Genomic DNA, 13,766 nt, shown 5'->3' with positions numbered 1-13,766 from the left:
GTTATAAAAGGAGGCGGTGGACATGCCTAACATTAGATCTAGTGCGGACTTACGTAATGGTTACAACGAAATTTCCAATTTATGCCATAAATACAACGAGCCTGTTTTTATTACGAAAAATGGGAAGGGTGATTTGGCGGTTATGAGTGTTGAAGCTTATGAAGCCCTTATGGGACGGTTTGAGCTTTATAACCTCGTACATGAAGGCATGGAAGATATCGATGCAGGCAGAATGCGGGCTTTTTCTGACGCAATGTCTGATATAAAAGCGAGACGCAAGAAATGAATTACAGTATTATTATTTCGCAAAAAGCCGAGAAAGATATTATAGAGGCGGCCGACTATATTGAGTTTATTTTGCATAACCCAAAGGCGGCTGATGATTTGCTGGACAAAGTAACAGAGGAAGTCGAAAAATTATCTGTTATGCTGGCAAAGTTTGCTACGGTCGATGAACCGGTATTGAAGGCTTGGGGCATCAGGATATTTAGTGTGAATAATTATCTTGTGTTCTACAGGATTGATGAAGCTGCCCATGCTGTTCATATAGTTAGATTTCTTTATGGTAAACGAAACTGGAAGTCTATTCTTAGAATGGACGTTGTGTGAATGGTACAACAACATGTCAACAGTCAAAACCAAACGAATTCAATACACCCCATCTCCTTTTGCCAGGGCGTCGCTGCTGCATCTGGCGGAGGTGGGGAGCCTGACAGCCCTTAAGCCCCATACTTCTCAGCGGAGTAATTTGGGGGGCTTTCTTTTGCTTGCAGTAAAAAGCGGCTCCGGCATGGTGGAGATTGAAGGGCAGCAATACGAGTTGGCTGGTGGTGATGTGGCCTTTATTGACTGTTCAAAGCCTTATTCCCACAGAACAGGTGATGATTTGTGGACGGTTTATTGGGCTCATTTTGATGGTCCGGCATTGCTGGCTATATACAATAAGTTTATTGACCGGTCGGGGAAGCCGGTATTTGCCACCCAAGATATCACGCAATATATTGATTTATTGCATGCCCTTTATGAAATTGGGGCTGGGGCTTCCTATGTCCGGGATATGAGTATCAATACTATGTTGTCTTCCCTTTTGGAAAAAGTGATGCGTGACTGCTGGAACGAAGGGAAGTCTACGGGCAATACAAAGGTGGAGAAAATCAGGCTGTATATGGAGAACCACTATATGGAGTCTATTACTCTGGAAAGTATGTCCAAGGAGTTTTTTATGGAGAAGACTTACTTGGCTCATGTCTTTAGCCGTGCCACGGGAACCTCACCTATAAAGTATTTGTCGGTGGTGCGGATTCGCAAGGTAAAGGAGCTGCTGCGGTTTACCAATGATACATTGGCAGAGATAGCCAAGCAGACCGGCTTTTCCACAGAGCAGTATCTGTCCAGAGTTTTTAAGGACATGGAGGGAATCCCGCCTCGGGAATACCGGAAACGCTGGAAATAATTCGTTTTCCAAAAAGACAAGATTGTATAAGTTTTACCCAAGAAACTGACTTCAATTTGCAGGTATAATATGAAAGAATATGCGATGTAGCCGAAGAGGGCTGCTTGCATTGTGTGTAGGTCTCTCTGTTTCGGCAGAGAGATTTTTAATTATAACTTTGGAGGATAAATAATGAAAAAAGCATTGATTACCGGTGTAACCGGCCAGGATGGTTCATATTTGGCAGAGTTTTTGTTGGAGAAGGGCTATGATGTTCATGGCATTATCCGCCGTTCTTCTGTCGATTATCGTGAGCGTATTGCCCATTTGGAGGGCAAGCCTAATTTCCACCTTCATTATGGTGATATGGGTGATTCCATGGGCTTGATGGCGGTTATCAGCACTGTTCGCCCGGACGAAATCTATAATCTGGCGGCCCAGAGCCATGTTCAGGTGTCCTTTGATGCTCCTGAGTTTACCGCTGATGTGGATGCTACCGGTGTACTGCGTATTTTGGAAGCAGTTCGTCTGTGCGGTCTGAAGGATACCTGCCGCATTTACCAGGCTTCTACCTCTGAGCTTTATGGCAAGGTGGAGGAGGTTCCTCAGAACGAGAAGACTCCGTTCCATCCATATTCCCCTTATGCAGTAGCCAAGCAGTATGGTTTCTGGATTACCAAGGAATACCGCGAGGCCTACAATATGTTCTGCTGCTCCGGTATTCTCTTTAATCACGAGTCCGAGCGCCGTGGTGAGACCTTCGTTACCAGAAAGATTACCTTGGCGGCAGCACGTATTGCCCAGGGCAAGCAGGAAAAGCTGTTCCTTGGCAATCTGGACAGCCTGCGGGATTGGGGCTATGCCAAGGATTATGTTGAGTGCATGTGGCTGATTTTGCAGCATGATACTCCGGAGGATTTCGTTATTGCCACCGGCGTACAGCACTCTGTCCGTGAGTTCTGCCAGCTGGCCTTCCATCATGCCGGTATTGAGCTGGAATTTACTGGTGAGGGCATGGATGAAAAAGGTATCGACAAGGCTACCGGCAAGGTGGTTATTGAGGTTAGTCCTGATTTCTACCGTCCAACAGATGTGGTTAATCTTTGGGGTGATCCAACCAAGGCCAAGAATGAGCTGGGCTGGAATCCTACCAAGACCACCTTTGAAGAGCTGGTAGAGATTATGGTTAAGCACGATATGGAAAAGGTTGCTGCAGAGCGTCTGAAGGAACATGTTAATTTGGCGGAATTTCTGGAAAAGGGTGTTGTAAAATGATGGAAAAGAACGCAAAGATATATGTAGCTGGTCATCGTGGCATGGTAGGCTCTGCCATTGTCCGTGAGCTGGAGCGCCAGGGTTACACCAATATTATTACAAGAACCCACAAAGAATTGGATCTGTGCCGTCAGGAGCAGGTGGAAAAGTTCTTTGCGGAGGAAAAGCCAGAGTACGTCTTTTTGGCGGCTGCCAAGGTAGGCGGTATTGTGGCCAACTCCGAGGCATTGGCTGATTTCATGTACGATAACATGATTCTTGAGATGAATGTCATTAATTCCGCCTGGAAAAATGGCTGCAAGAAGCTGGAATTTTTGGGTTCCTCCTGTATTTATCCCCGCATGGCACCTCAGCCTATGCCGGAAAGCTGTCTGCTGACCTCTGAGCTGGAAAAGACCAATGAGGCCTATGCCTTGGCCAAGATTTCCGGCTTGAAATACTGCGAGTTTCTGAACAAGCAGTATGGCACTGACTATATTTCTGTAATGCCAACTAATCTTTACGGACCGAATGACAATTATCATTCGGAGCATAGCCATGTGCTGCCGGCTCTTATCCGTCGCTTCCATGAAGCAAAGGAAGCTGGTTTGAAGAGCGTTACCTGCTGGGGAGATGGCTCTCCATTGAGAGAGTTCCTATATGTGGATGATTTGGCCAACCTCTGCGTATTTTTGATGAACAACTACAGTGGTGATGAAACTGTAAATGCCGGTACCGGTAAGGAACTGACCATCAAGGAGCTGACTGAATTGGTAGCCAAGGTGGTTGGTTATGAAGGGGAAATCCTGTGGGATACCTCCCGTCCTAATGGTACACCGCGCAAGCTGCTGGATGTATCCAAGGCAGAGAAACTGGGCTGGAAATATAAGACCGAGCTGGAAGACGGCATAAGATTGGCCTACAAGGATTTCCTGGAAAATCCAATGCGGGCTGAGCGTTAACAGTAAATGAAGGTATTGAAGACTCTATGAATATTATTTTATTATCCGGTGGCTCCGGCAAGCGTCTGTGGCCACTTTCCAATGATATTAGAAGCAAGCAGTTTATTAAGATTTTTAAGCAGGAAGATGGAAGCTACGAATCCATGGTGCAGCGTGTGTACCGTCAGATCAAAAAGGTGGATTCTGATGCTACTGTTACCATTGCCACCAGCAAAACCCAGGTTTCAGCCATTAATAATCAGCTTGGTGAAAATGTAGGGATTTCTGTGGAGCCATGCCGCCGGGATACCTTCCCGGCCATTGCTCTGGCTACAGCCTATTTGGTGGATGTTCTTAAGGTAAGTCCTGAGGAATCCGTTGTGGTATGTCCAGTGGATCCGTATGTGGAGGATGATTATTTCGAGGCCTTAAAGGGCTTGTCCCAGCAGGCGGATAAGGGTGAGGCAAATCTGGTTCTCATGGGTATTGAGCCAACTTATCCTTCAGAAAAATATGGTTATATTATTCCAACCTCTTCCGACGCTACTTCCATGGTGTCTACCTTTAAAGAAAAGCCAAGTAAGGAAGTGGCGCAGCAGTACATTGAGCAGGGGGCTCTTTGGAATGGTGGCGTTTTTGCTTACAAGCTGCAATATGTCATGGATATTGCTCACAGGCTGATAGATTTTGAGGATTACTATGATCTGTATTCCAAGTATGACAGCCTGAAAAAGATATCCTTTGATTATGCAGTGGTGGAGAATGAAGATAAAATTCAGGTGCAGCGCTTCAAGGGCCAGTGGAAAGATCTGGGAACCTGGAATACTCTCACTGAGGCCATGGAGGAGCCGGTAATTGGCAGTGGAATTTTGAACGAGACATGCTCCGACGTGCATATTGTAAATGAGATGGATGTGCCGGTTCTGGCCATGGGGCTTCATGATGTGGTTATTTCCGCATCTCCGGAGGGAATTCTGGTTTCAGATAAGGAGCAGAGCTCCTATATTAAGCCTTTTGTGGAAAAGTTTCAGCAGCAGGTGATGTTTGCGGAAAAATCTTGGGGCAGCTACAAGGTACTGGATGTAGAAACTGGTTCCATGACCATCAAGGTGACCCTCAATGCCGGGCATTCCATGAATTACCACAGCCATAAGAACCGCGATGAAGTGTGGGTGGTTATTGAAGGAACAGGACGGACCTTTGTGGATGGCATGGAACAAAAGGTCAAGACCGGTGATGTAATTTCCATGGCTGCCGGTTGCCGCCACACCGTTTTTGCGGACAGTGAGTTAAAGCTTGTTGAGGTGCAGATAGGCGAAGATATCAGTGTGGATGACAAGCAAAAGTTTGAATTGGAGCTTTAAATATAGTAGACTATAGTGAGTGATTAAAAGCTCTTTACAGAAAGGATCTACTATATAATGCTGTTTTCGAAAAAAATAACCTGGTGTGTATTGTCTATATTATGGCTGGGACTGATGTTTTTCCTCTCCCACCAGAATGGCCCGGATACCTTTAATACCAGTCATGGATTTACTGCCTGGCTGGCCCAGTTGTTGGGTGTAGATACGGAGTTCCTACATGGTATCGTGAGAAAGGCTGCTCATGGGGTGTTGTATTTTGTTCTGGTGTTGCTGCTTTGTGGCTGGCAGATTTTGGCCGGTCGGAAGCTATGGGTGGCGCTGGTACTGGCCGTTGTATTCTCGGTATTTGACGAGGGTACAAAACCACTGGTGGCAGGACGCCACTGTGATATTGAGGACATCCTGCTCAATGATGTGGGGGCAGTCCTGGGCTATGTTGTTGCCAGATTTATAAGGATGGATAGCCGGCTGGGCTAGGGAATAGGGTTCGGAGTTTGCTGAGATTTCGGCATTGCTCCGAACTTTTTTTGTATTGTGTGCGCTATTGAGATTTTTACCGTACCTATGTATAACTCGGTGCATGAGCACCTCGTTGAAACGCTAAGCGGAATATTTTCCCATTATGTATGGGAAAATTGGAACAATTGCGTTATAATTTAAGATGAAATTTTATGTTGAGTATACGGAGGATATCTTATGTTTGGTGGATTTGGCGTTCCTGAACTTATTTTGATTTTAATTATTGGTCTGGTTATCTTTGGCCCTGGCAAGCTGCCGGATATTGGCAAGGCTTTTGGCAAGAGCATCAAGGAGTTTAAGTCTGCCCAGAGTGACAGTGAGGACAAGAACACTATTGAGGCAAAGGCTGAGCTGGATGAGCCAGGTAAGGAAGATAAATAATGGCAGCTGAGGAGAATTCTGAGGTAAGGCCTGAGGATATGGCTGAACGGGAAGGCATGGCCGATCCCGGGGAAGAGGCTATTGAGGCTAAAAACATAGAAGAGGCTGATACAGAAGATTCTGTGGAAAATGATGCTGAGGAAATTTCGGACGATGACAATATGTCCATTCTGGAGCATCTGACAGAGCTTCGCAAAAGGCTGATTCGCTGTGTGATAGCCATTCTTGTGGGCAGCTGTATCACTTATGCCTTTGACGAGAAAATAATGGAATTTTTGCTGCAGCCGGCGGGCAAGTTGTATTTCATGCACCCCGGGGAGGCATTCTTTTCCTATGCCAAGGTGGTACTGTTTTCCGGATTTTTATTGGCCACTCCTGTGGTCTTTTATGAAATCTGGCGTTTTTTTGTGCCGGCCTTTACCAGACGGGAGCGGATGGTGCTGGGAATCATGGTGCCAAGCTCCATTCTATTGTTCTACATAGGTCTGGCCTTTTCGTTTTTTATGATAGTGCCAATCGGTATCAAGTTCTTTATGGGCATGGGCTCCGATGACCTGTCACCACTCTTTTCTGTAGAAAAGTATCTTGATTTTATTATTACATTCCTGTTGCCTTTTGGACTGGCCTTCGAGCTGCCGCTGATAATAATTATTTTGGCGGCCTTGGGAATTGTTACATCGAAGCAGCTTCAGAAGTATTTCAGGTATGTATTTTTTGTGTCCTTCATTATTGGTGCCCTGCTGACACCGCCGGATATAATCTCCCAGATTACCCTGGCGCTGCCGTTGACGGCCCTTTATGGACTTAGTTATTTGGTAGTTAGATTTGTATTGAGAAAGTAGGAGGCTAAGCATGGCTTTTAAGGATTTACGGGAGTTTATAGCTGAACTGGAGAGCCGGGGCTTACTGAAGCGTATAAAGACAGAAGTGGATTGTGAGCTGGAGATTACGGAGATAACAGACCGGGTTTCCAAGATGGAAGGCAAGAAGAATGTGGCCCTGCTCTTTGAGAATGTAAAGGGCTACGATATGCCGGTTCTTATGAATGCCTTTGGCAGCATGGAGCGCATGGCCATTGCCTTTGGTGTGGAAAAACTGGATGATATTGGGGATGAATTGCGGGAGATTTTGCGTCTGCCGTATATTTCTGTTGCCCACAAAATGGATTTGCTTAGTATTATTCCAACAGCCAAGGGTGCTATTAATTTCCCTAAGTATGTGAAAAAGGCCCCTTGCCAGGAAGTTGTCATTACCGATAATCCATCTCTGGACAAGTTCCCTATTTTGAAGTGCTGGCCTCAGGATGGCGGCCGCTTTATTACCCTGCCGCTGATTTTTACCAAGAATCCTAATACCGGCAAGCGCAACGTAGGTATGTATCGTCTGCAGAAGTATGACAGCAATACTACTGGTATGCATTGGCATATTCACAAGAATGGTGCAGACAACTATCGGGATACCAAGGCCCAGGGGGCCCAGCGCATGGAGGTGGCTGTGGCTATCGGCACGGATCCGGTGGTAACTTATGCGGCTACAGCTCCGTTGCCAAGGGATATTGACGAGATGGTATTTGCCGGCTTCCTGCGCCATAAGAGCGTGGAAATGGTCAAGTGCAAGACCGTTGATGTGGAGGTACCGGCCCATGCTGAGATTATTCTGGAGGGCTATGTGGATGTGGATGAGACCCGTTGGGAGGGTCCATTTGGTGACCATACCGGTTATTACTCCCTTGCAGATTATTATCCTGTATTCCATATAACCTGTATTACCCATAGAAAGAATCCTATTTATCCGTCTACCATTGTGGGCAAGCCGCCAATGGAGGACTGCTTCCTGGCCAAGGCTACGGAGCGTATTTTCCTGCCACTGCTGCAGCAGGTTATTCCGGAGATTATTGATGTTAATATGCCTCTCGAGGGCGTTTTCCATGACTGCATTTTCGTGTCCATCAAGAAGACATATCCGATGCAGGCCAAGAAGGTTATGAATGCCCTGTGGGGTATGGGACAGATGATGTTCATCAAGATGATTATTGTGGTGGATGCCCATGTGGACGTGCAGAATCCAAAGGAAGTATGGTGGCGGGTGTTCAACAATATCGATGCCAAGCGGGATCTGGTCATGGTGGAAGGCCCGTTGGATGTTCTGGACCATTCTTCTCCTATGGCAAAATGGGGTACCAAGGTGGGTATCGATGCCACCAAGACCTGGCCGGAGGAAGGCCATACCCGGGAGTGGCCTGATGAAATTGTTATGAGTCAGGATATTAAGGATATGGTTGATGCAAAGTGGAAGGAGCTTGGTCTTGACTGATAGTAGGAATAGTTTTTGGGAGAAGATAGATGCCCATCTGAACAATGTGGCGTTCTATCAGACCGTGTTTTCCCTGCCCTTTGCCTATATGGCGGCTTTTCTGGCGGCAGAGGGACAGCCGGATATTATGGTGATGGTATGGATTACCCTGACCATTGTGGCGGCCCGCAGTGCCGCGTTGGCCTTGGATAATCTCATTGACCTTAAATATGATGTGGACCAGCCCCGGTTTAAGGGACGGCCAATGGTGGCCGGCCGGCTTAACAAGAAGGACGTTTATCTGCTGATTGTACTGTGTTTTGCAGTATTGATTTTTTCCGTATTGCAGCTCAATCCTATCTGCATTAAGCTCCTGCCAATAGCGGCGCTGCCCTTTGTGCTTTATCCGTATATGAAGCGTATAACCTGCTTCTGTCATTATGTGTGCGGCATAGCAGTGGCCATGGCTCCGGCCGGAGGCTGGGTGGCTGTTACGGGAACCATTGACTGGCCCATGATTGTTTTGTTTATCGCAGTAGCCCTTTGGATAGGGGGCTTTGATGTGGTATATGGGGCCCAGGATGAGGAATTTGACAAGGCTCATGGCCTTCATTCCATGGCTACGGCCCTGGGGGCGAAAAATGCCCTGCTGCTGGCCAAGGTGACCCATGTGGTTTGTCTTGGTGTCTTTATCTATCTGGGTACGCTCTTTAATCTGGGAGCGGTGTACTACGTGGGAGTGGCTGTTTCAGCGGCTGTCCTGTATTATCAGCACCGCCTGATTTCCGTTAAAGGCTTTGGGGCCTTTACCAGGGAGTATTATATGCGTAATGGTATAGTATCAGTGGCCATGTTCTTTTTCACCTTGGCCAGTGTTTATTTGAAGTAAGGGGATGTATGTATGACGGCTAGATTGTTGGAAGGCAAGGTTTTTGCCGCAAAAATCCGTGAGGAGGCTGGCAAAAAGGCAGCAGAGATAAAGGAGAAGTACGGTGTTACTCCCGGCTTGGCAGTAATTATCGTAGGGGAAAATCCTGCTTCTCAGGTTTATGTACGGAATAAGCATAAGGCCTGCACTGAGCTGGGCTTTTATTCCGAGGGCGTTGAAATGCCCGAGAATACCACCAGAGAAGAGCTGCTGGCTGAAATCAGCCGTCTGAACAATGACCCGAAAATCCATGGTATATTGGTACAGCTGCCTCTGCCTAAGGCCTTGCAGCCTTATGAGTCCGAGGTGCTGGAGGCCATTGATCCATTGAAGGACGTGGACGGCTTCCATCCAGTTAATGTGGGCCGCCTTGTTACTGGCCAGAAGGCATTGGTTCCATGCACTCCCCATGGCTGTATCCGCATGCTGGAATTGGCGGATATTCCAATGGAGGGGGCCAAGGCGGTGGTTATCGGCCGCAGTAATATTGTAGGCAAGCCAATGCTGCATCTGCTTCTTGGACGCAATGCCACCGTTACCATCTGTCATTCCCGTACCAAAAATCTGGCTGAGGTGGTAAAGGACGCTGATATCGTGGTAGCTGCCGTGGGCAAGCCTAGGTTTGTTACTGCTGACATGATAAAGCCGGGTGCCACCGTCATTGATGTGGGCATCAACCGCATCGCTCCGAAAAAGCTGGTGGGGGATGTGGACTTTGAGGCCGTTAAGGAAGTGGCCGGGGCCATTACACCGGTTCCGGGTGGTGTTGGTCTGCTGACCATTGCCATGCTTATGCAGAATACGGTGGATGCCGCCGAGCTGCAGCTCAGTAAATGAATAATAATAAAAAATGACACAACAAAAGGCTCCTTGCAGAGGTGATTGACCTCCGTAAAGAGCCTTTTTATTATGCTGATTAAATTGTAATACAAGCCAAAGCTTATTTGACCTGGCCTACCAATACCTGAATCTCCTCTTCAGTAAGACTGGTATACTTAAGAATCTTTTCAATAGGTTCCTCAGCCCGCAACATACGCATGGCGGTGCGACGGTTAGCCGCATTCTCACCCTGAATGATGCCCTTGGACATACCTTCGTTATAGGATTCCATCAGTTTTAATTCAATACTCATATTATCACGCCCTCTGTAGGTTATCATTAATCACTAATATTATCTTAAATTATAATACATTTTTCGTTTTATAAAAAGGGCTGATGTGAAAATATTGGAGAAATTACCATGCTATTCATTGTTGGCAGGGGTTGGGGTTTGTAGTATAATTATACGGTATATATGTTATATATAAAGTAAATATGAGCGACAATTGGATTGGATTTTAGGAGGATGCTAAATGAAAACTGATGTAGAGATTGCCCAGGAAGCTAAAATGCAGCATATCGCCCAGGTTGCCAAGTCACTTAACATTGCGGAAGATGACTTGGAAATGTATGGAAAATACAAGGCCAAAATATCCCTTGATGCCTGGAATAAGGTTGAGGACAACGAGGATGGCAAGCTGATTTTGGTTACCGCAATTAATCCTACACCAGCCGGTGAAGGAAAGACCACTACCAGCGTTGGCTTGGCAGATGCCTTTCATAAGATGGGCAAGAATGTGGCCGTGGCACTTCGTGAGCCTTCCCTTGGCCCATGCTTTGGCTTAAAGGGTGGTGCTGCCGGTGGCGGTTATGCCCAGGTGGTTCCAATGGAGGATATTAATTTACACTTCACCGGAGATTTCCATGCTATTACCACAGCCCACAATCTGTTGGCTGCTGTATTGGATAATCACATTCAGCAGGGTAATGCCCTGAACATCGATGTTCGTCGTGTGGCCTGGAAGCGGGTACTGGATTTGAATGACCGCGCTCTCCGCCATGTGGTTATCGGCATGGGGGGCAAGGCTCATGGTGTACCACGGGAAACCGGCTTTGACATCACTGTTGCCTCCGAAATGATGGCTATTTTGTGCTTGGCCACTGATTTGGAGGATATGAAGAAGCGTCTGGGCCGCATTGTGGTAGCTTATACCATGGATGGCCGGGCTGTACGGGCTGATGAGTTGAATGTAACCGGTGCTCTGGCCCTGCTTTTCAAGGATGCCATTAAGCCAAATCTGGTTCAGACTCTTGAGGGTACACCTGCATTTATTCATGGTGGTCCTTTCGCAAATATTGCCCATGGCTGTAACTCCGTCATGGCAACCAAATTCGCTCTTAAATTCGCTGATATTGTGGTTACTGAGGCCGGCTTCGGTGCTGACCTTGGTGCCGAGAAGTTCCTGGATATCAAGTGCCGCTTTGCCGGTCTTAAGCCATCAGCTGTGGTTATTGTGGCTACAGTTCGTGCCTTGAAGATGCATGGTGGTCTGGCCAAGACTGAGCTGGACAAGGTTCATATGCCATCTCTGGAAAAGGGTATGGAAAATCTGGTTAAGCATATTGAGACCGTTCAGGCCTTTGGTTTGCCTGCAGTGGTGGCAATTAACGCTTTCCCTACAGACACCAAGGAAGAGCTGGACTTTGTTGAGAAGAAGTGTAACGAGCTGGGGGCTGAGGTTGCCCTGTCCGAGGTTTGGGCCAAGGGCGGCGAGGGCGGTATTGCCCTGGCTGAAAAGGTTTTGGCGGCCACTGAGAAGCCAAACGAGTTTAATTTCGCCTATGAGGTGGAGCAGTTTATTCCTGAAAAGATTGAAGCCATCGTTAAGCGGGTATATGGCGGTGACGGCGTAATATTTACAGGTCCTGCCTTAAAGCAGCTGAAGGAGATTGAGGCCCTGGGACTGGACAGAATGCCAGTATGTATGGCCAAGACTCAGTATTCCCTGTCTGATGATCCGTCCAAGCTGGGCCGCCCAAAGGGCTTCAAGATTACTGTCAGAGAGCTGCGGGTTTCCGCCGGTGCCGGCTTTATCGTAGCCCTTACGGGGGATATCCTCACTATGCCGGGTCTGCCTAAGAAGCCAGCTGCTGAGAATATGGATATAGATGTAAACGGTAAGATTACCGGTTTATTCTAAATATATAGTTGAAAAGAAGTGAAATAATTGGGGAGAATTTCCGTTGAACTGATTCCCCGCAGCGAAGAGGGGCTGCGGGATGATTTGCAGATTGTTAAAGACAACGCTCCAGGGGTGGAGCTGATAAATATTCCTGATCTGCTGCGATTTGATATGCGGAGCTGGCAGGGGGCGGCCATTGCCCAGGAGTATTTTCCAGCAGTGATGCCTCACATCAGGGCAATTGATGTGGACCTTACCCAGCCTCTGTCCATGCGTCCGGAGCTGCGCCAGAGCGGTATTACGGAGGTGCTGGTTATAGAGGGTGACCCGCCTCAGGATATGAGCCATAAATTTTATCCGACGGTTACCACTGATGTTATTTCCAAATTTCATCAGGAGATGCCGGAGGTAAAGGTTTATGCGGGCATTGACCAGTATCGGGGCAGTATGCGTCAGGAGCTGTACCGCATTCAGCGCAAGCTTCAGGCCGGCGCAGTAGGCTTCTTTACCCAGCCGTTCTTTGATATCCGCTTCATGGAAATGTATGCAGATATGCTGGAGGGGCAGAATGTGTATTGGGGTGTTTCTCCGGTCATGTCTGAGCGTTCCCAGAGCTATTGGGAGCTTAAAAATAATGTGATTTTCCCAAAGGGCTTCCAGCCTACCCTGGAATGGAGCATTGAGTTCTCCAGAAAGGCTTTGCAGTTCGCCAAGGAACGGGATGCCAATCTGTATCTCATGCCAATAAAGAGCAATCTGGAGGCATATCTCCAGGGTGTTTTGGGTTAAGTGTATTTAGAGGGGAGTAAATATGTTTAAGATTGTGTACAAGAAGGAGCTTTCTCCTGGTATTTTCCATATGGATATTGAGGCACCACGGGTAGCCAAGAAAGCCAAGGCTGGCCAGTTTATTGTACTGAGGGTTAATGAGCTGGGGGAGCGTGTTCCTCTTACTATTGCAGATTTTGATGTTGAAAAGGGCACCATCACCCTGATTTTCCAGGTGCTGGGTGCTTCTACCATGCAGCTCAGTGCCTTAAATGAAGGGGATTCCATTGTGGACTTTGCTGGTCCTTTGGGTCAGCCTTCCGAGATTTCCGGCAGCATGGGTACTGTAGTCTGCATTGGCGGTGGTATCGGTGTGGCACCGGTTTATCCTATTGCCCGGGCTATTCATGAAGCCGGCAACAAGGTTATTTCCATCATGGGTGCCAAAACCAAGGATATCCTGATTTTTGAAGATAAGATGAGAGCAATTTCCGATGAGGTTATTATCGCTACTGACGATGGCTCTTACGGCGTAAAGGGCTTTGTTACCACTGCTTTGCAGCAGCTGGTGGACCGCGGAGAGAAGATTGACCAGGTTACTGCCATTGGCCCTGGTATCATGATGAAGAGCGTCTGCGATGCAACCCGTCCATTGGGGATTAAGACCATCGTTTCCCTTAACCCTGTAATGGTTGATGGCACCGGCATGTGCGGTGGCTGTCGTGTACAGGTGGGGGACGAGATGAAGTTTGCCTGTGTAGATGGTCCTGAGTTCGATGGTCATCTGGTGGATTTCAACAATCTTATGTCCCGTGGCCGTATGTTCCGCGAGCAGGAAGCTAAGGCCAAGGATCATGTTTGCAACATTGGACTGGGGAGGTAATT

At 47.5% G+C, this 13,766-nt stretch carries 16 protein-coding genes; 15 read left to right on the top strand and 1 reads right to left on the bottom strand.

The window, feature by feature from the left end; translation table 11 throughout:
• Positions 1 to 22: 22 nt before the first annotated feature.
• The 12 genes from D081_RS01125 (at position 23) to folD (ending at position 9,948) form a co-directional block, all read left to right on the top strand.
• Positions 23 to 286 carry a type II toxin-antitoxin system prevent-host-death family antitoxin gene (locus D081_RS01125; protein ID WP_085022296.1) on the top strand — a complete coding sequence of 88 codons (264 nt, stop codon included), beginning with the start codon at positions 23 to 25 and terminating at the stop codon, positions 284 to 286.
• Entirely contained in the window at positions 283 to 609 is a 327-nt protein-coding gene (locus D081_RS01120; RefSeq protein WP_085022295.1) for a type II toxin-antitoxin system RelE/ParE family toxin, read from the top strand. The genes D081_RS01125 and D081_RS01120 overlap by 4 nt, the downstream gene beginning before the upstream one ends.
• A gap of 13 nt (positions 610 to 622) precedes the next feature.
• Complete coding sequence (locus D081_RS01115) at positions 623 to 1,453, top strand: AraC family transcriptional regulator (RefSeq protein ID WP_158087516.1); 831 nt, start codon at positions 623 to 625, stop codon at positions 1,451 to 1,453.
• A gap of 171 nt (positions 1,454 to 1,624) precedes the next feature.
• The gene (gene gmd, locus D081_RS01110) at positions 1,625 to 2,707 is read left to right on the top strand and encodes a GDP-mannose 4,6-dehydratase (protein ID WP_085022293.1); all 1,083 of its coding nucleotides are present in this window, start codon (positions 1,625 to 1,627) and stop codon (positions 2,705 to 2,707) included.
• Complete coding sequence (locus tag D081_RS01105; RefSeq protein ID WP_085022292.1) at positions 2,704 to 3,648, top strand: GDP-L-fucose synthase; 945 nt, start codon at positions 2,704 to 2,706, stop codon at positions 3,646 to 3,648. The genes gmd and D081_RS01105 overlap by 4 nt, the downstream gene beginning before the upstream one ends.
• A gap of 26 nt (positions 3,649 to 3,674) precedes the next feature.
• A complete protein-coding gene (locus D081_RS01100) occupies positions 3,675 to 4,991 on the top strand; it encodes a sugar phosphate nucleotidyltransferase (RefSeq protein WP_085022291.1) in 1,317 nt (438 codons plus the stop codon).
• A gap of 57 nt (positions 4,992 to 5,048) precedes the next feature.
• Positions 5,049 to 5,468 carry a VanZ family protein gene (locus D081_RS01095; protein WP_085022290.1) on the top strand — a complete coding sequence of 140 codons (420 nt, stop codon included), beginning with the start codon at positions 5,049 to 5,051 and terminating at the stop codon, positions 5,466 to 5,468.
• A 219-nt stretch (positions 5,469 to 5,687) separates the two neighbouring features.
• Positions 5,688 to 5,891, top strand: coding sequence for a twin-arginine translocase TatA/TatE family subunit (gene tatA, locus D081_RS01090; RefSeq protein ID WP_085022289.1), 204 nt, complete (start codon positions 5,688 to 5,690; stop codon positions 5,889 to 5,891).
• Positions 5,891 to 6,733 (top strand): twin-arginine translocase subunit TatC, encoded by an 843-nt coding sequence (gene tatC, locus D081_RS01085; protein WP_233127378.1) that lies wholly within the window; start codon positions 5,891 to 5,893, stop codon positions 6,731 to 6,733. Before tatA ends, tatC begins: the two co-directional genes overlap by 1 nt.
• Before the next feature lie 10 nt (positions 6,734 to 6,743).
• Complete coding sequence (locus tag D081_RS01080; protein WP_085022288.1) at positions 6,744 to 8,204, top strand: menaquinone biosynthesis decarboxylase; 1,461 nt, start codon at positions 6,744 to 6,746, stop codon at positions 8,202 to 8,204.
• A complete protein-coding gene (locus tag D081_RS01075; RefSeq protein ID WP_233127377.1) occupies positions 8,197 to 9,072 on the top strand; it encodes a 4-hydroxybenzoate octaprenyltransferase in 876 nt (291 codons plus the stop codon). Before D081_RS01080 ends, D081_RS01075 begins: the two co-directional genes overlap by 8 nt.
• Before the next feature lie 12 nt (positions 9,073 to 9,084).
• Positions 9,085 to 9,948, top strand: coding sequence for a bifunctional methylenetetrahydrofolate dehydrogenase/methenyltetrahydrofolate cyclohydrolase FolD (gene folD, locus D081_RS01070; RefSeq protein WP_085022286.1), 864 nt, complete (start codon positions 9,085 to 9,087; stop codon positions 9,946 to 9,948).
• Positions 9,949 to 10,051: 103 nt separating this feature from the next.
• Here the strand turns inward: folD and D081_RS01065 are convergent, their stop codons facing one another.
• Entirely contained in the window at positions 10,052 to 10,243 is a 192-nt protein-coding gene (locus D081_RS01065; protein ID WP_085022285.1) for a hypothetical protein, read from the bottom strand.
• 220 nt (positions 10,244 to 10,463) lie between these two features.
• Here D081_RS01065 and D081_RS01060 point away from each other — a divergent pair, with 220 nt between their 5' ends.
• From D081_RS01060 to D081_RS01050, 3 genes are read left to right on the top strand one after another with little or no spacing between them, the layout of a single operon-like run.
• Positions 10,464 to 12,131, top strand: coding sequence for a formate--tetrahydrofolate ligase (locus D081_RS01060; RefSeq protein WP_085022284.1), 1,668 nt, complete (start codon positions 10,464 to 10,466; stop codon positions 12,129 to 12,131).
• A gap of 27 nt (positions 12,132 to 12,158) precedes the next feature.
• Positions 12,159 to 12,902: a methylenetetrahydrofolate reductase gene (locus tag D081_RS01055; RefSeq protein WP_085022283.1), complete on the top strand. Its 744-nt coding sequence runs from the start codon at positions 12,159 to 12,161 to the stop codon at positions 12,900 to 12,902.
• Positions 12,903 to 12,924: 22 nt separating this feature from the next.
• Positions 12,925 to 13,764: a sulfide/dihydroorotate dehydrogenase-like FAD/NAD-binding protein gene (locus D081_RS01050; RefSeq protein WP_085022282.1), complete on the top strand. Its 840-nt coding sequence runs from the start codon at positions 12,925 to 12,927 to the stop codon at positions 13,762 to 13,764.
• The last annotated feature ends 2 nt before the right edge of the window (positions 13,765 to 13,766 follow it).

Origin of the sequence: Anaerovibrio sp. JC8, assembly GCF_002100115.1 — a bacterium.
Taxonomy (GTDB): domain Bacteria; phylum Bacillota; class Negativicutes; order Selenomonadales; family Selenomonadaceae; genus Anaerovibrio.
The sequence above is the reverse complement of the archived record's forward strand: the minus strand, read 5'-3'. Positions and strand labels throughout refer to the sequence as shown.

Coding starts and splice junctions, on each gene's coding strand:
- D081_RS01120 (WP_085022295.1), top strand. CDS start 283: ATGAATTACAGTATTATTATTTCGCAAAAAGCCGAGAAAGATATTATA.
- D081_RS01080 (WP_085022288.1), top strand. CDS start 6,744: ATGGCTTTTAAGGATTTACGGGAGTTTATAGCTGAACTGGAGAGCCGG.
- gmd (WP_085022293.1), top strand. CDS start 1,625: ATGAAAAAAGCATTGATTACCGGTGTAACCGGCCAGGATGGTTCATAT.
- tatC (WP_233127378.1), top strand. CDS start 5,891: ATGGCAGCTGAGGAGAATTCTGAGGTAAGGCCTGAGGATATGGCTGAA.
- D081_RS01060 (WP_085022284.1), top strand. CDS start 10,464: ATGAAAACTGATGTAGAGATTGCCCAGGAAGCTAAAATGCAGCATATC.
- folD (WP_085022286.1), top strand. CDS start 9,085: ATGACGGCTAGATTGTTGGAAGGCAAGGTTTTTGCCGCAAAAATCCGT.
- D081_RS01115 (WP_158087516.1), top strand. CDS start 623: ATGTCAACAGTCAAAACCAAACGAATTCAATACACCCCATCTCCTTTT.
- D081_RS01065 (WP_085022285.1), bottom strand. CDS start 10,243: ATGAGTATTGAATTAAAACTGATGGAATCCTATAACGAAGGTATGTCC.
- D081_RS01050 (WP_085022282.1), top strand. CDS start 12,925: ATGTTTAAGATTGTGTACAAGAAGGAGCTTTCTCCTGGTATTTTCCAT.
- D081_RS01105 (WP_085022292.1), top strand. CDS start 2,704: ATGATGGAAAAGAACGCAAAGATATATGTAGCTGGTCATCGTGGCATG.
- D081_RS01125 (WP_085022296.1), top strand. CDS start 23: ATGCCTAACATTAGATCTAGTGCGGACTTACGTAATGGTTACAACGAA.
- D081_RS01095 (WP_085022290.1), top strand. CDS start 5,049: ATGCTGTTTTCGAAAAAAATAACCTGGTGTGTATTGTCTATATTATGG.
- tatA (WP_085022289.1), top strand. CDS start 5,688: ATGTTTGGTGGATTTGGCGTTCCTGAACTTATTTTGATTTTAATTATT.
- D081_RS01100 (WP_085022291.1), top strand. CDS start 3,675: ATGAATATTATTTTATTATCCGGTGGCTCCGGCAAGCGTCTGTGGCCA.